General features: G+C 44.2%; 15 protein-coding genes. All 15 read right to left on the reverse strand.

The window, feature by feature from the left end; genetic code table 11:
- Nucleotides 1-75: 75 nt before the first annotated feature.
- Nucleotides 76-2472 (reverse strand): glycoside hydrolase family 2, encoded by a 2397-nt coding sequence (locus BV902_RS25715; protein ID WP_075994327.1) that lies wholly within the window; start codon nucleotides 2470-2472, stop codon nucleotides 76-78.
- A gap of 173 nt (nucleotides 2473-2645) precedes the next feature.
- Nucleotides 2646-3746 (reverse strand): glycosylase, encoded by a 1101-nt coding sequence (locus BV902_RS25720; protein ID WP_075994328.1) that lies wholly within the window; start codon nucleotides 3744-3746, stop codon nucleotides 2646-2648.
- Between the two features lie 97 nt (nucleotides 3747-3843).
- Nucleotides 3844-6579, reverse strand: a complete 2736-nt coding sequence (locus tag BV902_RS25725; RefSeq protein ID WP_075994991.1) for a family 78 glycoside hydrolase catalytic domain — start codon at nucleotides 6577-6579, stop codon at nucleotides 3844-3846.
- A 39-nt stretch (nucleotides 6580-6618) separates the two neighbouring features.
- Nucleotides 6619-6990 (reverse strand): hypothetical protein, encoded by a 372-nt coding sequence (locus BV902_RS25730; RefSeq protein ID WP_157626239.1) that lies wholly within the window; start codon nucleotides 6988-6990, stop codon nucleotides 6619-6621.
- Entirely contained in the window at nucleotides 6933-8081 is a 1149-nt protein-coding gene (locus tag BV902_RS25735; RefSeq protein ID WP_075994330.1) for a glycoside hydrolase family 28 protein, read from the reverse strand. The genes BV902_RS25730 and BV902_RS25735 overlap by 58 nt, the downstream gene beginning before the upstream one ends.
- Nucleotides 8078-8959 carry a sugar phosphate isomerase/epimerase family protein gene (locus tag BV902_RS25740; RefSeq protein ID WP_075994331.1) on the reverse strand — a complete coding sequence of 294 codons (882 nt, stop codon included), beginning with the start codon at nucleotides 8957-8959 and terminating at the stop codon, nucleotides 8078-8080. Before BV902_RS25740 ends, BV902_RS25735 begins: the two co-directional genes overlap by 4 nt.
- Complete coding sequence (locus BV902_RS25745; protein WP_075994332.1) at nucleotides 8956-10374, reverse strand: glucuronyl esterase domain-containing protein; 1419 nt, start codon at nucleotides 10372-10374, stop codon at nucleotides 8956-8958. The genes BV902_RS25740 and BV902_RS25745 overlap by 4 nt, the downstream gene beginning before the upstream one ends.
- Nucleotides 10349-11497 (reverse strand): sialidase family protein, encoded by a 1149-nt coding sequence (locus BV902_RS25750; RefSeq protein WP_075994333.1) that lies wholly within the window; start codon nucleotides 11495-11497, stop codon nucleotides 10349-10351. The genes BV902_RS25745 and BV902_RS25750 overlap by 26 nt, the downstream gene beginning before the upstream one ends.
- A 101-nt stretch (nucleotides 11498-11598) precedes the next feature.
- Nucleotides 11599-12237: a DUF3826 domain-containing protein gene (locus tag BV902_RS25755; protein ID WP_075994334.1), complete on the reverse strand. Its 639-nt coding sequence runs from the start codon at nucleotides 12235-12237 to the stop codon at nucleotides 11599-11601.
- A gap of 4 nt (nucleotides 12238-12241) precedes the next feature.
- A complete protein-coding gene (locus BV902_RS25760) occupies nucleotides 12242-14983 on the reverse strand; it encodes an alpha-L-rhamnosidase (protein WP_075994335.1) in 2742 nt (913 codons plus the stop codon).
- The gene (locus BV902_RS25765; RefSeq protein WP_075994336.1) at nucleotides 14983-17760 is read right to left on the reverse strand and encodes a glycoside hydrolase family 2 protein; all 2778 of its coding nucleotides are present in this window, start codon (nucleotides 17758-17760) and stop codon (nucleotides 14983-14985) included. The genes BV902_RS25760 and BV902_RS25765 overlap by 1 nt, the downstream gene beginning before the upstream one ends.
- Before the next feature lie 12 nt (nucleotides 17761-17772).
- Nucleotides 17773-19206, reverse strand: coding sequence for a sialate O-acetylesterase (locus BV902_RS25770; RefSeq protein WP_075994337.1), 1434 nt, complete (start codon nucleotides 19204-19206; stop codon nucleotides 17773-17775).
- A complete protein-coding gene (locus tag BV902_RS25775) occupies nucleotides 19207-21039 on the reverse strand; it encodes an exo-alpha-sialidase (protein ID WP_083663854.1) in 1833 nt (610 codons plus the stop codon).
- Between the two features lies 1 nt (nucleotide 21040).
- The gene (locus BV902_RS25780) at nucleotides 21041-21970 is read right to left on the reverse strand and encodes a glycoside hydrolase family 43 protein (protein WP_075994339.1); all 930 of its coding nucleotides are present in this window, start codon (nucleotides 21968-21970) and stop codon (nucleotides 21041-21043) included.
- The gene (locus BV902_RS25785; protein ID WP_075994340.1) at nucleotides 21970-23370 is read right to left on the reverse strand and encodes a glycoside hydrolase family 140 protein; all 1401 of its coding nucleotides are present in this window, start codon (nucleotides 23368-23370) and stop codon (nucleotides 21970-21972) included. The genes BV902_RS25780 and BV902_RS25785 overlap by 1 nt, the downstream gene beginning before the upstream one ends.

Consider the following 23370-nt stretch of genomic DNA (forward strand, 5'->3'; position numbering starts at 1 on the left):
TTTATTTGCGTAATGTGGTTATTTTTTTATTTGTTTAGATCCAGCTGTCTCTTTATCATAAATGAATAGCTGGACTTAGATCGTTATTTGTTTGTCACCTAAAGCCGAGCGGATGATCACAGTACAGGGTGTGTCGGCCATTTTTTGAATCATTCCCAATGCTTTTCCCTTAAATGTTTTTCTTTTGGGCTGATGTAAGCCCCTTAGATCGGCCTGAAATCCGTTATCGGTTCCGAGCACTTTCGCATTTCCCTTTACAATAAACTCAATTTCCTGATCATTGTGCAACACGGACTGTCCTGCCTTGTCCACCAGTTCTGCGGTCACAAAAAAAAGGTCTCGGGATTCTCCAGTGGCAAATTTTTCATGTTCCACAGAAACTTTTACTGCATGTGCTCCTGTAGCCGTGCGGACACTCGCTTCCTGAACAACTTTACCATCTCGTTTTTTAACGACTTTCAATTCCCCCTTTTCAAAGGGCACCTTCCAGCTGGCGTGCAGACGATCTGCGGTTTTAGCTGAAGTTCCCAGACTCTTTCCATTGAGAAATAGTTCGACATCATCAGCCTTATTATAATAGGCCCATACATCTACACTGTCGCCAGCTTTCCAATTCCAATGCGGTAAAAGATGAAGGACATCCTGGTTTGTCCATTCAGACTGATACATGTAGTACACATCTTTGGGAATACCAGCAAGATCAACAATACCATAATAGGAGCTCCTTGCAGGATAAGGGTAAGGAACAGGCTCCCCAAGATAATCGAAGCCGGTCCAGACAAATGTTCCCGCCAAAAAAGGACGGTTCTTAACCGCTAGCCAGGCTTTCTCATGGCTTGTACCCCAATAGGCAGCAACATTATCATAAGCCGAAACCGTAAAATCGGGATTACCATTGACGACATATTTGTCTTTTGATGATGCTGGCCATAGCTGAATCGTATCTTGCAACTTGTCGTATACCCCTCTAGTCTCTAGGGCAGAAACAGTTTCTGATGCCAACAGCGGTATATTTTTGAATTCTACAGGTAATTTATCATAATCTTCATGTTTGTAGTTGAAGCCCAGTACATCCAAAGCCTCTGCCTGTGCGATAAAATTCTTTACATAATTATTTTCGGTCAAGGCAGCAGTAACGGGGCGTGTTGGATCCAGAGATTTTACCAATTTGGCCATTTCTTGCGTTAAGGCAATACCCGTGGAGTCAAATTGTTCTCGGATTTCATTTCCGATGCTCCATAGGATAACCGAAACATGATTGCGGTCTCGACGCACCCATGTTTCAATATCCTTGAGGTGTTCCGTAGGAAAGTCAATGTGGTAGTCGAACTTATTTTTTCGCTTTTTCCACATGTCAAATGCTTCATTATAAACCAAAATTCCCATTTCGTCGCAAAGATCGAGTAACTCTTCTGCCGGTGGGTTATGCGCAGTGCGAATAGCATTGGCGCCCATTTCTTTCATCATGACAAGCTGCCTTTTTGCAGCGGACTTATTGAAAGCGGCCCCTAAAGCGCCCAAATCGTGATGCATGCAGACTCCATAAATCTTCAAAGATGCGCCATTTAAGTAAAAACCTGTTTTTGCATCAAACCGAATTGTCCGGAATCCGATACGCTTTTCAATTTGATCTTCAACTGTATTATTTTTATTTAAAAGAGTGAGTTGCACGCGATATAAATTTGGCGACTTTGGATCCCACAACTGGGGTTTTTCCACTTGAAGTGATGCATCAATATATCCATCTTTCTCAACCCCTGTTTTTTTCAGCAGCAGATTGCCATTGGGATCCCATACCGTAATTTGATATTTCTTCCCTGCAACTCCATTAGAACGGGACAGCTTGTTCAATTTGGAAAGTATTTTCAGCTGCCCCAGTTCACCATGGATTTCGGGCGTGGTGATAAAAGTCTCCTGCTCATCGAGGTGTACTGCGCTGCTCTTGATCAGGTAGACATCGCGGTAGATTCCGGAGCCCGAATACCACCTGGAGTTTGGCTGTTTACTATTATCCACACGGACAGCAATCCGGTTGGGCTGATTCCCAAACTTAAGGTGTGGCGTAAGATCCAGTGTAAAGGAAAGGTAACCATTGGGCTTTTTTCCCAAATAAACACCGTTGATCCATATTTCCGAGTAGCGATATATTCCGCCAAAGTAGAGTTGTATACTTTTGCCCTGATCTGCTGCCGGCAATTTAAATTCCTTACTGTACCAGCCAATTCCGCCCGGCAATGCTCCACCGGCATTTCCTGCGGGATAAGTAGCAGCAAAATCAGCGTTGATACTCCAGTCATGAGGCAGTTTGACCGATTCCCAGGCCTGCGGATTGATATCCTGCAGGCGGTAGCCCAACCGGTCCTGCAATGTAAAATGCCAGCTATCATTAAAGCTTATTTTGGCAGGTCCCTGTCCAGATACAAGTTGAAGCTGCAGTAAAAAGAGCATGGAAATAAAATAATGTAACTTCATGTTCAAATGGTGATTTATTAGCACCGCTTTCATTGCCGTCAATGAAAGTGTTGCCTATTTATTTATTAATCAATTTTAGGGTATTTATGCTACCCTAGTTTCAAAACTCAGGTGGAGAGGCCCTCCATAGATGATGATTGCCTAAGGGCTATTCTCGTTTTTGGTTTAAGATCTTAAAAATGCAGGTTACTCCGGCCTAAATCTTTAGAGGTCGCCAAGGCTATGCCGCGGTTACCTTTGCTATCTACGGCACAATAAAAGTGATAGACGATACCCTCCGTTTTCAATACAAAAGACTTGTGGGCATATTGCTGATCAAAGCTTTCACTTGATTCAATTAGGTTGGCGCCTTCCCAATCCGTCCAATGGATCAGATCTTTGGATGCTGCAAAGCGGTTAAATGCGCCCTTACGATCCTTCCAAAATGCCCCGAAATAGAACATTACCCAGGTGTCATGTATACGCTGGATCATGGGGTCGCCTGTGATACCCATGGGATGATGAACCACCGGATCTTTTTGAAAACGCTTCCAGGTTTTCATATCGTCAGATACGGCCATACCAATGCGTTCATACCAGCGGGTTGCCTTGTTGTTCGCCAAAGAATCGCCCACAGCATTGTAATACATCACAAAACGATGTCCTGTATTTTTATCAGGGTCTTCAATGACATAGCTTTTAAATAGCTTATGACGGTTTTCCCACCAAGAAACATCTGGGTCTGTACTGTTTAGGACTGGATTGGTCAGCTGCTGCCACTGGACGGGTTTGATGGGTTTCATACCGGTATAAGCGATTCCTATCGACAAAGGTTCAGGCTCATAACCTGCAGTAGAACCACCGAAATAGGACATCCAATATTTTCCAGCATAGGTATTGAGTTTATATTTTCCGGCCCATTTTGTATCAACCAAGGCATTGTAGCCTGCTCGCTGCTTGGCATCCCAGCTGCCGTCGGGTGCCACAGAGAGCTGTTTCCCCAGGGTCTTCCAATTCAGGAGATCCGAGCTCTGCGCTAACCAGGTCTCATAACCACTTCCATCAAATACAATATAGGTCATATACCAATATTTTCCGGCTTTGTATAGCGTTGGACAGTCCATCAGCTCACCTTTATGCTGCGGAACCAGCACGAGCCCGTACTTGTAAGGTGTCTTTACTTCTTGATAAATTTTTGTCATTTCCGCACTGGAAATTCTTTGGGCCTGTGCCCGAGATGTCCAGCCTGGCAATCCAAAAAACAGCAATATTAGTATTCTTTTCAGTTGTCTCATCTATAATCGTTATTCTTTCATCGTTGCTTTCAAGTCCCCCATGTGACAGCAAAACCATCGTCCATGCTACTTTTAACGACAGGGGGCTTGCTTGTTTTTACTTTGTGATGGTATATTTTCCGGAACCCAACTTCAGCTCTACCTGCTCCTTCGCAGACAACACGAGATCGGGGTCCAGCTGTTTTCCATTAACCAGATAGCTTCCTTTGGGCAATACCAAGGTACATTGGCTATTGACGGGGATCTCCAACTTGTACACTTCCGCTTGTTCCCGGTTAAAATAGATCTTCCCATAAGGGCTTCCAAAACTTATTTCACAATCCTTCAGCAGGTCTATCATTTTGGGCTCGATCCGAAAATTTGTAAATGCGGTAGAACCTGCAGCTTGCTGTATGCCACCCAGACCGGTATGAAACCATTCCATCAGGTGTCCGAGCATAAAATGATTATTGGAGACATTCGGGAGCCCCGCCCAGGATTCGGTCAGTGCTGTGGCACCTTTCCGCAGCTGATAACCATATCCGGGCCTGTCATCACGGTGATGCATGGCATAGATCAGGTCATCACGGTTGTTGGCCTGCAACACCTGCAACAGGTAACGATGACCGATATCTCCAGCAGTCAACGCTGTATCGTTTCGACAGACCGTTTTTGTTAATCTGTCAAAGACTGCCTGTTCAGCCTCCTGAGGTACTAAACCAACGTAGAGCGGCATGGCCAGCGCTGTCTGACTACCAGAGCCATAGCTATGCTCCTGAGGTCGATAAAATTGCTGATTGAACGCATTGAATACAGCCTGCTGTAACGTCTCGAATTTTTTGGCATCTTCTTTTTTTCCAAGCTGCGTAGCAATTTCTTTCATCAGTTTGAGGTCATAGTAATAGATTGCCGTAGCCGTGATTCCCGGGGTAGTCAGCTGGGAAACACCCGGACGCTCTGGTCCCAAATCATACCAGTCACCCAAGCCCTGTGTCAAAATATGGTCCTTCGCCTTGGAGCCCAAATAATCGATATAATGGGTCATCATGGCATAATTATCGGCAAGAAAAGCGTTGTTTCCATACCAGCGATAGGCATACCAGGCCAGGATAATCGAGCTGCTCCCCCACTCGGGTGAGTCCCTGAACATATCGCCCCCCCAGTCAAACTGTACATATTCGGGCGCTATTTCAGGAACCAGACCATCCTTTGTCTGAGATTGTCGCATATCTCGCAGCGACTTGGCAAACAGGCGTTCAGCATCAAAGTTAAATTGTACCGACGGCCCCATTAAATGTAACTGCTCCAGCCAGCCCAATTTTTCGCGGTGTGGACAATCGGTAAAGACACTGACCATATTACTCTTAATAGCCCAATTGATCAATCCATGGATCTGATTAAATAGCGTATCGGAGCTTTGAAAGCTTCCTACCTGCGCTGTACTATTCCGGATATGGGCCAACTGTATCGCATCCATCCGAACCGCTTTGCTACCGGCAGGATGTAACTGAACTTCGGCATAACGAAATCCATAATACGTAAAACGTGGCTGCCAGGACACAGCCCCATCTTTTGCAAAAATATATTGATAATAATAGGGGCTTCCTGAATGTTTTTGACTAGGGCGTCCATCCGCTGTCAGCAATTCGGCCGGATACACCCGTACGGTATCACCAGCTTGCCCGGTCATTTGCATGGTGACTATGCCTGATGCATTCTGTCCAAAATCATAGGTGATCCGTTTCCCCCCATCAGCCTGCTGAAATCCAACAGGTGCGAAGCGCTGCATAATTTTCACCGGATCGATATCCTGTGCCCGTAGATGTGGTCCATCCGTTATGACCGCTTGCTGCCAGTTCCGGTCATCGTAAGCAGGAGCTGACCAATCCTCAGGCAAAATCCGTGCATCATAATCCTCGCCCCCATACATGCTGGAAAAAGTAATTGGCGACCGATGTGTTTTCCAGCCGGCATCACTAACGATGATTTCTTGCGTCCCGTCCGTGTAGGTATTGACGATCTTAAGTTTGAGCTTTGGCAGGCCAAAAGCAACTTTATGTTTTTGAAATCGGCCTTTAATTGGTGGGATATAATAAAACCCATTTCCTAATAGGGCAGCGATAGTATTCTTTCCCTGTTGCCAGGCTTGGGTAAGATCGTAAACCACATAATAGGCTTCTTTATCGTATTTTGTCCAACCCGGCTGTAGCACTGCATCATCTACCCGCTTGCCGTTCAATAGCAACTCGTAATGTCCCAAGCCTGCCACATAAGCGATTGACGAACTGATCTTCTTTTTCACCTGAACTGATTTCCTGAAAACCGGAAGGTCGTAAGTTTTATCCAACCGAAGCTTACTGGAGCTTAGTGGCAGTGGATTGACCAACGAATCCGGTAATATATCTTTAGCAATCCATCGGGCATTCCCCCAATCTTCTGCATTCAGCAATCCCGTATGAAATCGTTGTACCGCGCTTCTGGCTGTCTCGTTTTTATTATCACGAACGTGTATCCTGATGTAATAACTTGTACCTGTAACTAAAGGGCTTCCCTGGTATAACAAATTTAGGGATTGTTCTGTCGCTACCCATTGGGAATCCCAAAGTATATCCTGTTTTGCAAAACGAGTGCTTTTACTGATCCAGATACGATAAGCTTGTTGTTGTACATCAAATTTATCGCTGTGCAATTGCCAGCTAAATGAAGGTTTTAATGTATTTATACCCAATGGGTTTTCGCGTCCTTCTATCAAAACACGCGTTACTGATAACTTGGCCATACCAACTATGGGCATAGCAAGCAATAACAGAAAAATGCTTCCTAAAACGATTCCCTTTTTTACAATATTCTTCATTCTTTTTCTTTTTTCCCCGACTGTATTCATATCCAACTATTAAGGCGCTTCAGTCATCACGCGGACACGATCCTGTATCAGTCCCGAAACATTGATTGTCGAAACGCTGGTATCTTTACACACAAAAACACTATTTTTAATCTTGATATTTTTAGCATCTTTAATCGACAAATACCGGTCACCGCGTCCGAAAACACGATCAATAGATACGTTTTCCAAAACAGACTCCGGAATACCTTCAATCTTAATACAGTTTTTAGCCGCATCAATATATATATCCTTTATTTGGATATTCGAGAAACGTGGTGTCAGAGCATTCTTCTGAACTTCGAAATCACGGCTAGCCTGATTGCCTACATGTTGGGCCTGTCCCAGCATATCCCAGCGTAAAGCTGATTCGACCTCCTGCATCCGGATACGCTCAAAGTAAATATCAGATCCGCCACCACCCCGTGGCCTTCTCGTCTTAAAACGGATACCAACATTGGTTTTTCCAAACACACAGTCATGGACATACACGTGCTTGGCCATGCCGCAGTCTCACTACCGATCGTAAACCCACCATGACCTTTTTCCGAAAAACAATAGCGGACAACAATATCCTGCGAAGGTCTGTTCACCCGCAGTCCATCATATCCACGTCCTGCTTTCACGGCAATGCAGTCGTCGCCGGTATTCAGAGTACAGTACTCCACAAGTACACGGTTGCATGATTCAATATCGATCCCATCCCCACGTGGTATACCCATAGAATGGATGCGGACTCCACGGATCACGACATCCTCACAATAAGTGGGCACGATATTCCAAAAAGCCGTACGCTCGAGCGATACACCTTCAATCCAGACCCTTTTGCAGTTAATGGGCGCAATGAGTGCCGGTGGAAAGATGAAATCTGCGGTCTTTCCATCGTAAATCCGCTGCTCAACAGGCGTATTACTGTCGACAATATTTTCAATGACGTCATGCGTCATGGTTTTATTCCGGACGCTGCCTTCACCGGGGCCAATAATTCTACCTGATCCCGTGATGGCAATGTTTTCTGCCCCATTGGCGTAAATACAAGCCCCCAAACTATATAATTCTACCCCTTCGTTCCGTGTAAACACCACAGGCAGAAAATCATTAATTTCATTCTTAAATTCCAAAACGGAACCTTCATCCATTTTTAGATTAATATGGGATTTTAGCGTAATACGTCCTGTATGGTGGTGTCCTTTCAGTACTAACGTACCTCCTCCATGAGCTGCAAGCTGATCGAGCTTACCCTGAATATCGTCATTCGGCCATACCGTATCTTGTCGCATCGGAAATGTTGGCCGCTGGACATTCCATGCCGTAAAAGGGGATTGCACCTTTTCTGGCTCAGCGGGCATCTGTCCAGCCCCTACCTGATCGGAACGCAACAGTATCTTATTCAGCCGCTTTCCAATCGGAAGACTTCGACATCCCTGCATGCCCATTACTACCACTACAAGCGATATTATCCAGTTTAATTTCATTGAAACACCTGTTTTACGTAACGTGTATTTGCACCAAAATTTTCTTTGACGGCACGTGGTGATAGATTAGCATCGCGAGATCGCTCGATCACGAGCCAACCGCGCCAGCCCATACGGTCCAAGGTCCGTTTTACCAAAGGCATATGCAGTCGTTTGTTATTTTCGAGCCATACACCATCTTCATCCGTACAGTGAATCTGACAGATCCGCTTCTTTCCTAAAATAGTCAGCTCCTGAATCAGATCACGCCCTTCTTTCAACGGATTGGAAAAATTAAAATAGATTTGGATATGTTTGGACCCAATTTCCTTTAAAAGCTCAACCTCAGCTTTTGCATCCAATGCTGTTTCAATCCCGATGATCACACCGGCCTTTTTTGCCATTTCACCTACTATACGAAGACGCTCGACGATAGCAGGTCGCAGTTCGGGATATTTAACCAAGTCGCACGTCACGCCTAAAGGCAAAAAAGCCACTTTAACCCCCATTTTCTGACAAGTGTCCAAACAATCCCCTACCATCTGCTGATAAGTCGGCCGCGTAGCAAAAGACTGTGCATAAAAGCCGGTCATGGCCAACGAACAGATCGTTATTCCGGTTTCCTTTGCTTTGTCAAGAAAGGCCTTCCGTTGCGCAGGATCGCCCAACTTACTATCGAAAGTAATCCGGTTGCCCAATCCGCCCATATCAACTTCCAACCCATCCGCTCCTATTTCTTTTGCCAGGTCAAATGCACTTAGTTTTTGCCGCTTTAAAATCATCAGATCAATTACGGCGACATTGTAACGCTGCTTAGGTGCGGCAAAGACAGCAGAAGGCAGCGCTGCTACACCAATTAAGGCCAAGGTATCGCATATAAATTTCTTTCGGTTCATCATAGTTCAATCTGATATGATTTTAACAATGCTTTCAATTGTTCCATCCCACGAATCGCGTTTTTTGGTAAGTTTTCCCCCTTCTTTCCAAAACTGTATAACAACTCCTCTGGCTCGATCTGAATACCGGTCTCCGCGATGTTATCGGCAGCTTTCGCTTGATCCAAACGAAAATGATCTAGCAGGAATTTGTAGAGCGCCTGTCTTTTGTTATAGCCAAAATCATGACCTTCCTCAGGAAAATGTGCGTGTTGTACCTGATTTTGCTGCCCATAATATCCGTATATCCTTTGCAGGTATGGAAAATCGTTGATAGCAGTCTCCTTCGTCCAATCCTGACCATCGGAGATGATCAGCTGTGGTTTGGGCGCTGTCATCGCAGCCAGTTCGACATTATTGGTCCCGCCACAGACAAAATGCACGGGCAGTCCACTCTCACAGGGACATCCACCAAAGAAGTAGGAGGACATCGCCACGACAGGAGCCACCAACGTAAAGCGATCGTCTAAGGCAGCCATCAAAATACTGTGACTACCCCCACCCGATCCGCCACTAATGCCTATCCTGCTTCGATCGATCTGTGGTAAGCTCATAACATAATCTAAAATACGCGCTGCACCCCAAGTCTGCATCAACATAGCCTCACTGCTGCGATGGTCTGTCGACGCAAACAGTAATAGGGACTCGCCCCAGGCAAATAGGTCATAGCTTACAGCCATACAGCCCAGTCGAGCCAAGGTGATAAATCTCTTCTGCGCATCCGAACGATACCGCTGCTGTGGCCAATGACCGTCAGGAGATAATACCACAGGAATGTTTTTCTTCTGTTTGAGCGGAGAATAGATACTGCCATTGATATAGACCCCTGGTATAATTTCTAAGGCAAAATTCTGAACTTGGTAGTCCGCATAGCGACGTACCCTGCCCAATCGAATGGGTTGATTCGGTATACTTTTCAGCTTATCCCAGTACATCGCTTGTCTCAACGCAACACGCAATTGATCTTTTCTCTTTTCCCAACTTGCCTTATCCGTATATTTTTTGGACAGTAAGCTCAAAAAATCCCAACCCTCCTGTGGTTTCCAGCGGTTATATTCGTATGATTTTAATTTATAGGTATCGGGCTTGGCTTCCTCCTGCAGTTTAAACCCCAAGGGATACAGCAAATTGATTTCTGTGCCCACAAGATCTGCCCTAAACTTCCAAGGTGCGTAGTCCACCATAATGTCTTTGACATTGCGTGGATCATATTTGATCTTGACCTGATACCGTTCTTGCATCATTGCCAGAACTTTTTCCAGGGGTTGCTTAAATTTATGTTCATAATTGAGTAAGCTGTCCTGCCCCTGGACAACAAGCGAGACAAAAAACAAGCAGACTGCACAGACGAACTTAATCTTCTTCCTTAACATATGCATTAGGGTCTGGTTTTTTATATCCTTTTTTTGTTGGCCAGATGCCGTCCTCAATTGGGATTAATTTCACTTTCTTCGGATCTACGACGACATGTTTCATTTTCTTTCTACGCCAGGTGTAGCCAAAATGCAATAGCCCATCTTTCGTTTGAATCACTGCAGGATAAGAATACTGACTGATTGGCGAATCCTCAAGTATAAGTGCGGCCTGCCACTGCTTGCCATCTTTGGAAAAAGCCACATTCAATGGTGTACGCGCCCCTTTGGCTAAGTTACCTTCCGGAAGCACGTGGTTATACACCAATACATGCCGTCCGTCTTTTAGCGTTACGGCATCCGTACCCGAATTATTATTGGGGAGCGTCGTTTTTTCCAGTGGGGTCCAATGTTCGCCCCAGTCCTTAGACCAAGATGTTACGACCGCACGGTTGCGTGTGCGCGCCAATATTTGCAACTGACCATTTCCGTGATCAAGTATGCTCGGTTGTATGGCATCCAGATTATCTGCACCACGGGCAATCGGCCCTATTTTACGCCAGGTCTTTCCAAAATCCGAACTCGCCTCAAAATGTACGTTCCAACCATTTCCTTCGGTGCTTGAAGGACTCAGCAAGGTGCCATTTTGCAAAAGAACAGGCTTATTTTTCACCGGTCCAATAAAGCCTTCAGGTAACTTTTCGGCAGCAGACCAGGTCTTACCGCCATCTTTGGAGTGTTTGAGCATGCCCCACCATTCCGATGGTTTAGGCCCAATTTTATAGAATAACAAGAGATCTCCGTTAGGTATTTGATATAAAACTGGGTTCCAGGTCGGCAAGCGCTTGCCATCCGGTTGTACACCATCCGCTGCCGACACTGGCGCTAACCAGTTGCCGTTTTCAAATCTGCTCACATAGATCTCCACATCGGGATGACGTTCTTTCGTTCCACCAAAAAAGGCATAAACCAAACCTTGGTCTGTCTCTGCCATGGTAGCGGAATGACAGGAAGGGAAAGATGCCGTATCATAAATAAACTCATCTTTTATGACCCCTTTTTGCCATTTTTTTAATGTCGGATTTTGTCCGTAAGAACTCAAGGAGCATAAAAACAATAGGGCTGTTGCCAATTTGATCTTTATCTTCATCTGTTTATCGATATTTTATACGTATGCATCTTAACTGGTTTTTCCCCTGCCAACGCATACGATGTTTGTTTTTTATTGGAACTGATTTGGTAAACTCAAGTCTATTTTTGTTGCTTTTCTTTTTCGGATTTTACCTTTGCCACATAATCTTTGAATAATTGACGCCAATTGCGGCCGTTGGCATTTAAGTAAGCTTCACATTTATTTTTGTAAATTTCAAAAATGGCAGAAACTTGCTTAATCCCTTTATAATCTATTGCTTTTTCGCGGGCTTCTTCTAAATTTTTACGGATGGTCTGTTCCTCAACTGCTGTCAGATCTGGGACAATTGCCTTATATCCTTTTAAGGTGAAATCAACTTTTCCGATCGTGTATTTGTCCAAGATAAAAGCAACCTGTTGCTCTTCAAGCTCTTGATGCAAACCAGCCATCAAGTTGTTGTGTATAGAATCGGGCTGCGCTGAATCTGCAATAATGGAACGATCCATATCACTTAATTTTTCGCCCGTGTACGGATTTATTCCTGCTGGAACAGTACTAATCGGATGGCTATTATGCCACTCTTTCACGGCTATCAAATGGTTCAAGATCAAGCTTTTGATCTTTTCTTCTTTTGCAGGATTGGCAAGCTTGAGCTCTGCAGTCCACTCCTGCGATTTTTTCTGCTCCGTTGAATTGTCCTGTGCATACAAACTCAGTGCAAACAAGCTGAGGATAAAGATTGACAAAGTCTTTTTCATATTGTTATAATTTAATGCTGAACTGGTAATCTCCGGATCCGATCATGAACCAAGTGCCTAATTTTTCCTGTCGTAGGATCTGAATATCTTTATCGTTTTTTAATTTTCGGTTGCTTTCCAGGATAGATGACCGTACTGTTGTGGGCAGATAGATCTCTGCTTTGGTATTGGCCGGAATAGAAATCTTCCATTCAAAAGCCGATTTGCTTTTGCTCCAATTGGATTGAATGGTTCCATAAACACTTTTGTAGCTTGCATCCACATGATCCAACCCTGCTACGACCTGCGGTTTCATGACAACAGTCTGAAAGGCATGCTCCTTTGATTTGATACCCGCTAAATCCTCATAGAGCCATACCAAGAGATCGCCCAACATCATCACATGATTTTGTGAATTCATCTTGGGATGGGCTGTATTGCCATTCCATAGTTCCCAAATTGTTGTGGCCCCATTTTCGACCATATAACCCCAGGAAGGATAGGTCTTATTGGTTGCAATCTTATAGGCAAGATCTGCTCGTCCGATTTCGGTGAGCGCACGCATAATCCATTGTGTTCCGATAAGTCCTGTACTCAGATGCCCCCGATTTTCTATTTCGACAATCTCCACAATCCGCTTACTGAGCTTTTCTTTGTTTGTATCTTCGACTAAGCCAAAAGATAGCGCCAATAAATTATCAGTCAATGAATTGCTACCATAATATCCTGCATCGTGATAGAAAGCGGCATTAAATGCGACTCTCATCTTCGCTGCACGATCCAAAAAGTTAGCTTGATCCTGTCCGTTGCCGACGAGGACACTAAAGCGGGCCATGGTCTGTAGCAAATGATAGTAATAAGATGTCGCGATCAATGCGCTTGGATATTTTTTATCGGCAATCTTACCTCTGCCGGCTTCAATGGTTACCGGTGGGAAACACCAATCTCCATAACTGTCCTTGGTAATGATACCGCCCGGGCCTGTATAACGGGCCTGCATATAATCCATCCATTTTTTCATGGCCGGATAATGTTTTTCCAAAATGCGTAGATCTCCGGTCTGCTGATAGAGCATATCGGCGATAAATAGATAAGTTCCTGGCCAGCTGATATTATCACTATAGTAGCGCCAGAAAACTGGTGCAACATCCGGTAACGCGCCATCCTCCTTTTGGGACAGCCGAATATCTTCGAGCCATTTATGATAAAAATTGGCGTTATCAAAGAGGAAGTTCTCACCGTATGCACTGACTGGACGGTCACCCAACCAGGGCTGACGCTCATTGCGTTGAGGACAATCTACCGGAATACCTTTGTAATTGGAAGCGATACCCCACCATGCATTCTGATGAATCTGATTGATGAGTGTGTTGGAAGACACAAAGGTTCCTGCATCGGGTATATCGTCGTAGACAAAACGGCCAACAAAATTACTTTTTGAAGCTACACCCGGATAGCCGCTGACTTCGACATAACGAAATCCATGATAAGTAAATCGCGGCTCCCAGGTTTCCTTTCCGCCACCTTTTAATATATAATGGTCCGTTGCTTTCGCGTCACGCAGATTGGTCGTAAATAATTCGCCGTCTTCGGTCAAAGATTCTGCAAAACGGAATGTCACTGCTGTTCCACGCGTACCGGACACCGTCATCTTTACCCAACCCGAGAAATTCTGTCCGAAATCAAGGATGTATTTTCCTTCAGACTTTTTGACGATCGAAACCGGTGCAATATCTCGCATCACCTTCATACCTTCCGACTGCGCTTCATAATTGCCACCGGGCTCCTGCACAAAAGCAGCCTTTAACCATGTTTTATCGTCATAATCCGGATTTGCCCAACCCGTTAGTTCTTTTCTGGCATCATAATTCTCACCGTCATATTCGTTATTTGCCGTTATGGGTCCTTCGGTCGTTCCTTTCCACGAATCATCGGTCTTAATGACCTCTGTTGAACCATCCGTATAAGTCAGCATAAGCTGCATCTGCATTTTTGGGAATCCAAAAGTTTTCACTTTATAGGGCTTTGCTTGACGCATGGCATAAAACCGTCCATTTCCCAAAATGACACCAAGCGCATGTTTACCCTGCGAAAGTGATTTTGTTACATCCAAAACATTATATTTAATGTTCTTGGTATAATCCGTAGGCACTGGAGCCAGTACTTGATCCCCTATCTTCTTGCCGTCGATATATAACTCATAAAGTCCGAGCCCCATCACATAGGCTGTAGCCTGCTTAATCTGCTTGGTTGTTATAAATTCCTTTCTGAAATAACGGGCAGCCAATTGACCAGTCTTTTCATTGTCTGTCGGGAAGTACTGATCAAAACCAATCCAGCGTCCTGTCCAATCCTTGTAATGCAGCAGTCCCATGGTCCAACCCGCCGGCTCAGACCAGCTACTTTCACCCTTATTCGTATACACTTTTACTTTCCAGAACACTCCCATGCGGCTCCGCAGAGCGCTGCCTGCATAAATAACATGCGTAGAATTATTCGAAAGCTGTTTCCCAGAATCCCAAAAATCGCCGATATTCTGATCCAGTTTTTCTTGTGAAGAAGCAACCAAAACCCGATAGGCTTCTTGTCGGATAGACCGCCCGCTGCCCTGCAATTGCCAGCTCAGTCTTGGAGCAATGGCATCTATACCGATCGGATTCGAACGTAATTCAGTCCGCAGGTTTGCAACAGTGATCTGCGCTGTAGCTTGATGCCACAAGATCGACAAGAAGACCATTACAGTAGATATGACAGTTCCTGCTTTCATTAGTTTTCAAAATCAAAATAGAGGACCATATGCAGCGCCCGGCTCGGTTCCTTCTCAAAATCGTAGTAAACGTGCTTCATGCCCATAGGCCCGGTCGTTTCTGGCTTTTGTGTTTTCGTGCCGATGGCTGAAATACCATTCATAAAAGAAATATCGCCTTTCGGAAAAGTAGGTTCCATGTTTTTCCATTCGGTATCTTGCTGTCCTTTTGGCGTATATAAACGCAGAAACACATCCTCCCGATCGGTAAACACGCGGAAACTTTGATCCTTTCCGATAAATTTGGTCCAATACATATTGGCATGGTACCCTTTAAATTCGGGATATTCGAATGGCGATTCGCCCGTTGCGGTATTATTGTACTTCTTTTTCCAAACGCCAAACTGATTCCCTTTCATCCGATTTTTCCAAACCCGATAAGGGCCCATTCCCCGATACTCAACACCTTCGATTTGATCTTCTGGAAAATCGAAATTCACTCCAACAAAACGTGTAAAATAACTTTCAGGAAAATATTGAACATGCATTTTCAACTGTCCCGAAGCAAGGATTTCCCAACGCAAGGTATTATAACTATCTTTTTTATCAAAAGTAGATGCGATAATCACTTTCCCTTCCTCACGGCCCAATTTGAAATTCTTATAATTTGTCGCCGCTTCCTGCAAAACCGGTCCGTTTTTGAAAGGAATTATTCCTTTGGCATTTTGAACCTGCTCCAGCAATCCGCTTCTCTTATTGATTTGAAAGCGAATGCCATTCGCTTTCACCAGATAGGCATTCGCGGTCTCCTGTACGGCAATCTCCCCTGTTCCATTTGGTTTCAGAAGGCTACTTGCCACCTGATTCGGCAATGTAATCGGAAAGCTCCAGGTAAAGAGTTCCTGTTGATGCACATCCTTTGCGGTAAGATATAAGACATCAAAGTCCTCCCAACCCGTAGGGAAATCAACTTTTAAAATCCCTTTATCACCGGGGCGGATATTGGGAGCGACAATCGTTCCGCTTTTTGTTGCTTTCACTTCATCATAGCCGCCTAACTTTTTGAGTTCGTACGAAAATGTACACTGATTAGTATTGGTAAAAGAATATCTATTTTCAATATGGAACGAACCATCAAATCCTTTTGTCATTTCTCGTTTTTCAAAGAAGATAGGACTCCAAACTTCTTTTATGGTAAAGAAGCTTCCTTCCTTTTCGCCATGTGGACCAATAATACCATCCGAACCGCGATTTCCATCAGTATCTATAATACCGCCTTTATCTGTCCTAACGATCCCCTGATCGCGAAAATCCCAAAGAAAACCACCCGCAGCAAGGGGATTGGCAAGCATCGCTTTCCAATAATCTTCCAATCCAGCACCATGCCCGCCATCGTACATGCCATGCAAAAACTCCGTCGGCATAATGATATTGTGTCCATGATCATAGGTACCAATACCATAGTTATATTCCCGGTAATGGGTTGTTTCAAAACCATCATGTACGGCCCAAGGATAAATCACGGCACGTTTTTGAATATCCTCCTCTGCGAAGATGGGATCGAAATCCGGATTATGCCCACCTTCATTCCCATTTGCCCAAAAAACAACGGACGGATTATTTTCGGATACCACCATCATCTCCCGCAATAATTTAGTACCGACTTCCTTATCGTAGTGCCCGTGCCAGCCCGCTATCTCGTTCATGACATATAAACCCAATGAATCACAGACAGCCAGAAAATGATTGTCTGGTGGATAATGGGCCATCCGAACAGCGTTCATATTCATTTCCTTCATGAGTTTCACATCGGCAATGCTAACTTCTTTACTCGTCGTCCGTCCGGATTCCGGAACGAACGCATGCCGATTGACACCTTTAAATCGAACCTTTACGCCATTGACATACACGCCATCACGTTCTTTCACTTCTATGGTTCGAAAACCAAATTTTTGCTCCAGCTGGTGCTGTACCTTACTATTTTTCGACAAGGTAAATTGTGCTATATATAAGTTTGGAAATTCAGCAGACCATAATTGCGGAGCTGAAAATTGTCCCTCGAGCCAATTGTTTTTGTCTGACAGCTTTGCTTTCAGCTGTTTTCCAAATTTCTTTCCTTTTGCATCAAGCAGTTGAACCGTAATTTCGTCCGCTTCTCCCACCGTGGCAATTTTAGCCCGGAATGTACCATCGGCTTTTGCATCCAACGAAACACGTTCAATATGATGCAGGGGCAGAGCCTCCAAATAGACCGGTCTAAAAATGCCGCCGAAAATCCAGAAGTCACCTTCCCGTTCCGCCGCATTCACTGACTTGTTTGCCGAATGCTTAGCAACATGGACCTCCAATAGATTTTCTTCGCCAAATTTCAATAGTTTTGTAATATCGTATTTGAAAACATAATATGATCCTTGATGGATAGCGCCAGCCAGCTTACCATTGATCTTGACTTCGGTATCGGTCATCGAACCTTCAAAAACTATCCGAACCTGCTTATCTTTCCAGGCATCGGATACATTAAATCTATATTTATAGTGACCGACCTCTTTGCCTTTATCAGCCTCTTTATTGAAGCCGTAATTATATTTCCCAAAGCCCTGTTGTTCCCAGTTGGAGGGAACTGGTATTTTAGTCCATTTCCCAGCGTTCAAGCCTTCGGTCACATAAAAATCCCATAACACACCATCATCCTTTCCTGTTCCAGAGAGGTATTGGCTCGCTGTTTTTTGGGCAGATACCTGCAATCCCATAGTCCCAAAAAAAAGTAAGGATAACGCTATTTTTGTTTTCAAGTTCATGATCGCTAAAGACTATTTCAATTTAATATGTTGTAATGGATTATTTGTTCTAAAAGGTGCGGCCGGCAGGTCAGCGGTATTCACCAGGTTGGGTTGCGCGACTTCGTCCCATCCGAACCGAACCTGACGGATCTGCTGTACCTGGTCACTTTCAAGTATGACTGTCTGTCCGTTGATAGCAGCCTGTGCTGGATAAAAGATGCCATCCTCACCCGCAACTTCAAATGATGTTAAGAGGTTACCATCAATGGCCTTTAAGCCTTTCGCATGTTTCAATTTTACCCTTGCTTGTTTGCCTTGATATTTTACGATCTTTAGTTCAGGGCCATCGGCTACAATATTTTTATGATAGACATATTTTAAAGCCTTAAGGGCATGACGACGACCGATTTCCCATTTATAACTTGGATGGAGATCGTGTGGATCATCGACCAAATCCGTCGTAATGATACGTGCTGTATGCGGCAATTGTAAAACCAGATCTTGGGCTTCCCGAAATTCCGGCAACACCGTTCTCGGCATACGGACATGATCTTTTTCGTCCAGGGAATAATAAAAAGGTGCGATCTCGGTAAAATAAAACGGTAATTTGGGGTTCTCCCAAAGAGTCCGCCAATTTTCGATCAGCGCCTTCATTTTATAACTATAACTAATATTCTCTTTTAAAAAGGTATTGGATTCACCTTGATACCAAACAAATCCTTTTAAGGTATAAGGCGCTAATGGCTCAATCATCGTATGAAAGAATTTACCGGGATCGCCTTCTTTCTTTTTATCTTTCAGATAAGGTGAACCTGCCCAATATTCTTCAGAGAACCAAGGCTCGATTCTGCTGCCGCTCACAGCTGATGAAATAATGCCTACAGGAACACCTAATTCTTGCTGTAGCGTTTTCCCAAAGAAATAGGCCGGTGCAGAAAATTGACGCAGTGCCGAATCCCGTGCTACAGCCCAGCCCTGATATTGGCCATCCGGCTTGGCCAGAAATTTTCGGCGTACTAAAAAAATTCGGATATTGGGATTGTTTGCTTCTGAAACTTCATTTTTAGGGAAATAGGTACCTCTCAACGGAGCTTTAACTTTCTCAATTTTACGCATTTGGTATTCCATATTCGATTGGCCCGAGCACAACCATACTTCACCGACCACAACATCTTTAAGTTCGATCGTATTGTTTCCCCTGATGGTCAACGTCTGTCCAACCGCATTAGCCGGCATGGCTTTTAGTTCAACTTTCCAACGACCATTTTGATCGGCTTCTGTCGTCTTCAACTGGTTTTGAAAAGCTACGCTTACCTGCTCGCCAGGGCTCGCTGAACCAAAAATCGCGACCGCTTGGTTGCGCTGCAAAACCATGTGATTCGCAAAAATATTCGGCAATATGACATTCGCCTTTGCCGAAAAACCGGCTACCAATAAAGCTATATGTACAATAAACCGTCTCATTTATTTCAGCTTTTGAGCTTTCAACGAAGTAATCTGATAAGTAGCTTCTTTTACCGAAGCTCCCGCATTTTCGACATCAAAGTCCTGATCTGTTTCCGTATCCGCATTGGGAAACCTTCTGACATCGCCCGTACGGAACGACACTTTGCTCACGTTGCTTACGGGTTGGAAAAATAGCTTCATACCTTTGTCCTCGCCATTAATGGCAACTTGATAAGAACGGGTGTTCACATCGAAAGTTAACACAAAGTGGTAAGATTTTCCAACCTCATATTTCGTCAACGAAGCATTTCGGTACCCGGCTTTATTTTTAATAATGCCGTCTTTGTCCATGATAATTCGCGCAGCTGCTAAGCCACTATCATTCACCAATTCGATCTGTAAAGAGCCATGATCATTTTGCTGTGGCGTCACCGTAAATTCAATGGTCCCTTTTTGGGCCGATTGAATCACACGATCTGCCTTCGCATAGTCAAAAGGATCTTTATCACGCAAGACCAACGCTTTTCCTTCAACCTTGGCACTTGCCCACAATGGACTATAGATATTCCAGTTGTTATAGGCTTGTCCTGCATTTTTCGCAAAATCGTCGTTCACGGCCTCATCTACGGTAGATTTGATCGGAACAGGCACAACTGCAGTCCAAATATCTTCCTTGTTCATGCTGTACGTCAACCACATGTTACGATCGGGAACAACACCATTACCTTCGACGATACCACGAACATATTGCGGTCCATAAGACTTATAGTTACCGCCATAACGCATAGTGGTGATCTCCCCGTTAACCAATAACAAATCCGTGTAATTCAATCCATCATTACTGGTCGATACGGCCAACGGCCATCTGAATTCCGATGGGTTATACACTGTTGCATAGCGCCCGTCGGATGTTTTTTGTCCCCAGATTTTTGCATTGCTATTCACAAATCCGGGGGCACGCAACGGTGAATATTGCCAGGTCTTTCCATTGTCCTTGCTCATCGATGTCAATGCATGCTTCCATAAACCGACGACCCTTCCATCATTGAGATGATAAAAGGAAAACGCTTTTACCGGACGTTGCAAAGGAATTAACGGATCGTTTCGGTCGGACTCCTCTACCCATTGTTGCATCATAAGCGGCGTGCCGAGCAACTCGTCACAAGCTTGTACAAATGCCTTGTCCTTACTCTTCTTATAGAACGGATATTTTGCGGTCTTCTCATCGAAAGAGGCATTGAAGTGGATAAAATAGATCGGCCCAAAGCTACCATCTTTGTGGATCTCCCGAACGACACGTCCAAGACCATTTCCATCATTTGGATCGTCCTTTGCATCCAGGGCTACACCGTAATATGCGAGCGTCAGCAGTTTATCATTCTTTGCATGATAAAAGCCCATACGTTGGTGCATGATTGCATATAAATTTTTCCCGGCCTTATCAGTATGTCCTGGCTTGGTAAAACCTTCCGGAACCAGATAAGTCGGGAACAAATCCGTTGGATTAGACCAATTGCGGCCATCTTTTGACGTCAGCAACAAGGTCTTTCCTTCCGCGATATGCTCACCAATAGGATTGCTCAGAAACTGTAAATAATAAGTATCATTCCAATACGCTAAAAAAGGCTGATGGTTATAGGTAAAATTGTGTCCGCCGGCCAATTCAGGAAATTCTCTGTTTGCTCGAAATACCTGGATATTGTGCGTACCCACAGCAGGTGTCAGCTGTCCGTGGTGATAGTCTACATTGGATAATGTCTTTCCTATATACCGTACCGTATCTTGCTGTGCTACCACCTGTTGCACGACAGCAGCCAGCGATAGACTGACTAATACTGATTTGATCGTCATATTATTTCTTTTTGGCTTCATCCCGAAGCAAATTTTTTAAATCTTTATTGGACGCTTTGAAGATCGTTCCATGTTTATGCCCTTCTGGAACGGAAATCTTGTCGTTGATTTTTTCGAAGACCTTAAAATCTTTGGTGGACACAGCCTCATAGCTTTTGCTACCATATGAATCGAAATAGATTAACCATTGATCCTTGACTTTAAGCACCGCAGGCCCCTCACTTAAATACGGCGAGAAAGGCTCAGAGATCTGCTGAAATGGTCCTAATGCATCTTTTGCAAAAGCCACTTTTAGATTCCGGTTGGGCCGCGTATTATCTTTTAGTACCAATACATAATCTTTTTGCGCCTTCTTGACAATGACCGCATCAATGACACTAAATCCGGGATCGCTAAATAATTTGGTTGCCGTAAAAGATTTAAAATCCTTGGTTGTCGTAGAGTACATGCGGTGATTGTTTTTCTCTTCTTCTACGCCTTTTGCGAAGCGATAAGGAATGGTGGAAGCCCAAATAATAATAAACCGGTCTTCTATATCATCATAAAATAACTCTGGCGCCCAAACATTGACAGTGGTTGCTTCTTGTTGCATCACTGGAACGATCTGTTGATTTTCCCAATGGATCAAGTCTTTTGAACGTGCATAGCCGATTCCTTCATTTCCCTGCCAACCAATGGTCCATACCAAATGATAAATACCTTGTTTATCCCGTATCATCGACGGATCGCGCATGATTTTCTGTTTTCCTAATTCCGGTTTCAAATAAACCCCATTAATCGCATTCCAATGGTAGCCATCTTTGCTATACAGATAACGTAAACCTTCATTAGCTGGTTCGCGGAAGGAGGTAAATAGGTAAACATCCCTCTGACATGAAGCCAAGAGAGATGTCACACTAAATAAAACAAACAATTTGACTAAATTCCTCATTAAATGCTATCTAAGATCAACACCCAGTCGTTTCCCTCCTTTTGCCCGCCTTCGGGCACAAAAGTTTGTACACCTTTATTTTCAAACTCTCCGATTACCTTGGTTGATCCATTTCGGGGGTCAAACCAGGATGCTTTTACTTTGTCCCCTTCGATTTTTCCCATATTAATTTTCATTTCCCTCCCATTGTAATTGTAGATAAATGCGTAATTCCCAGTTCTTGTCGCGAGTAAACGATTGTATTTCTCACCATTATCCGCAATTAAAGACTGATCGGGAACACGATCAAAATAATTGTCTCTTGACAGCATAAGCTCCTTCAAAAATCTCATTTGGAACGCACCCGGCGCATTAATTGCCGAACTCCATAGCTCATCCGAACCATACGCCGAGGTGGAATCTTGCTTCCCATGCATCTGCATGACCGAGTTTTGCCCATAGGTATAACCAAATGCACCCGCAAATACAGACCAATAGCCATATCTTCTGACGTCAGCATCTTTCCATCTCGGTTGATTTATATCGTGTAATCCCTGTGGAATACCTTCATAAGAAGGTTCCCCGTCGATGGTTGGTTTAAGGGGTTTTATATCCCAGTCGGCTGCCATAAACTTCCAGTTATCCTCGCCATAATGTTTCCGTTCATTCGCGGAAGTGTCCTGAGCGTAGGTACGGTGTCCAGATTGCACCATATTGAAATCCAGCCAGGGTCTATCGTGGAACCAATCCGAAGAAGCCGTTCGTCCTCTAGGATGAAAAGTCATTAGATGGTTATGATCGATGGATTTTATTGTTTGGCCGATTTTCTCCCACACTTCCATCTTATCTGATCCCTTTATATCACCACCATTTAACCAAATGATATTCGGACGGTCTTTCCACCTTTCCGCAAGAAACGTAGCATATTTTTCTGCTTGCTCAGCTGATACTTTTCCATCCTTCACTGGTGATCCCCAAACCGGGACCAAAGCAACATAGAGTTCCTTTTCAGCAGCCTTATCAATAATGTAATCGACATGATCCCAATAATCATACGCTGTTGCATTATCCGGATTGTTCCCTTCGGTCACAAGCGGTCTGGAAATATCTTTGTTGACAACCGAAGAATCACCATAACTATTTACGGAAGGAACGGTATGCAGGACCATGGCCTGGATGACATTGAAACCCTTTTGCTTCCGATCTTCCAGATATTGCTCGGCTTCCGCCCGGTTCATCTTGTTGAAAAGCAGCCAGCCTGTATCACCCAACCAAAAGAAGGGACGCCCATCCTCGGTCATCATATATCGGCCATTTTCCGAGATCTTCAAAAGCGTGGACTGGTTGGACTCCTTATTGGACGCACACGAAAAAAGGGCTCCTGCAACTGTAAATAGTATAAGTTTCTTACGAATAGACAT

It is taken from the genome of Sphingobacterium sp. B29, assembly GCF_001952815.1.
Taxonomy (GTDB): Bacteria; Bacteroidota; Bacteroidia; order Sphingobacteriales; family Sphingobacteriaceae; genus Sphingobacterium; species Sphingobacterium siyangense.

Excerpts from the sequence above, each read along its gene's own strand:
- BV902_RS25750 (WP_075994333.1), bottom strand. The coding sequence starts at position 11,497 with ATGAAGATAAAGATCAAATTGGCAACAGCCCTATTGTTTTTATGCTCC.
- BV902_RS25755 (WP_075994334.1), bottom strand. The coding sequence starts at position 12,237 with ATGAAAAAGACTTTGTCAATCTTTATCCTCAGCTTGTTTGCACTGAGT.
- BV902_RS25715 (WP_075994327.1), bottom strand. The coding sequence starts at position 2,472 with ATGAAGTTACATTATTTTATTTCCATGCTCTTTTTACTGCAGCTTCAA.
- BV902_RS25735 (WP_075994330.1), bottom strand. The coding sequence starts at position 8,081 with ATGAAATTAAACTGGATAATATCGCTTGTAGTGGTAGTAATGGGCATG.
- BV902_RS25760 (WP_075994335.1), bottom strand. The coding sequence starts at position 14,983 with ATGAAAGCAGGAACTGTCATATCTACTGTAATGGTCTTCTTGTCGATC.
- BV902_RS25780 (WP_075994339.1), bottom strand. The coding sequence starts at position 21,970 with ATGAGGAATTTAGTCAAATTGTTTGTTTTATTTAGTGTGACATCTCTC.
- BV902_RS25730 (WP_157626239.1), bottom strand. The coding sequence starts at position 6,990 with ATGCAGGAGGTCGAATCAGCTTTACGCTGGGATATGCTGGGACAGGCC.
- BV902_RS25775 (WP_083663854.1), bottom strand. The coding sequence starts at position 21,039 with ATGACGATCAAATCAGTATTAGTCAGTCTATCGCTGGCTGCTGTCGTG.
- BV902_RS25720 (WP_075994328.1), bottom strand. The coding sequence starts at position 3,746 with ATGAGACAACTGAAAAGAATACTAATATTGCTGTTTTTTGGATTGCCA.
- BV902_RS25785 (WP_075994340.1), bottom strand. The coding sequence starts at position 23,370 with ATGTCTATTCGTAAGAAACTTATACTATTTACAGTTGCAGGAGCCCTT.
- BV902_RS25765 (WP_075994336.1), bottom strand. The coding sequence starts at position 17,760 with ATGAACTTGAAAACAAAAATAGCGTTATCCTTACTTTTTTTTGGGACT.
- BV902_RS25740 (WP_075994331.1), bottom strand. The coding sequence starts at position 8,959 with ATGATGAACCGAAAGAAATTTATATGCGATACCTTGGCCTTAATTGGT.
- BV902_RS25770 (WP_075994337.1), bottom strand. The coding sequence starts at position 19,206 with ATGAGACGGTTTATTGTACATATAGCTTTATTGGTAGCCGGTTTTTCG.
- BV902_RS25725 (WP_075994991.1), bottom strand. The coding sequence starts at position 6,579 with ATGAAGAATATTGTAAAAAAGGGAATCGTTTTAGGAAGCATTTTTCTG.
- BV902_RS25745 (WP_075994332.1), bottom strand. The coding sequence starts at position 10,374 with ATGCATATGTTAAGGAAGAAGATTAAGTTCGTCTGTGCAGTCTGCTTG.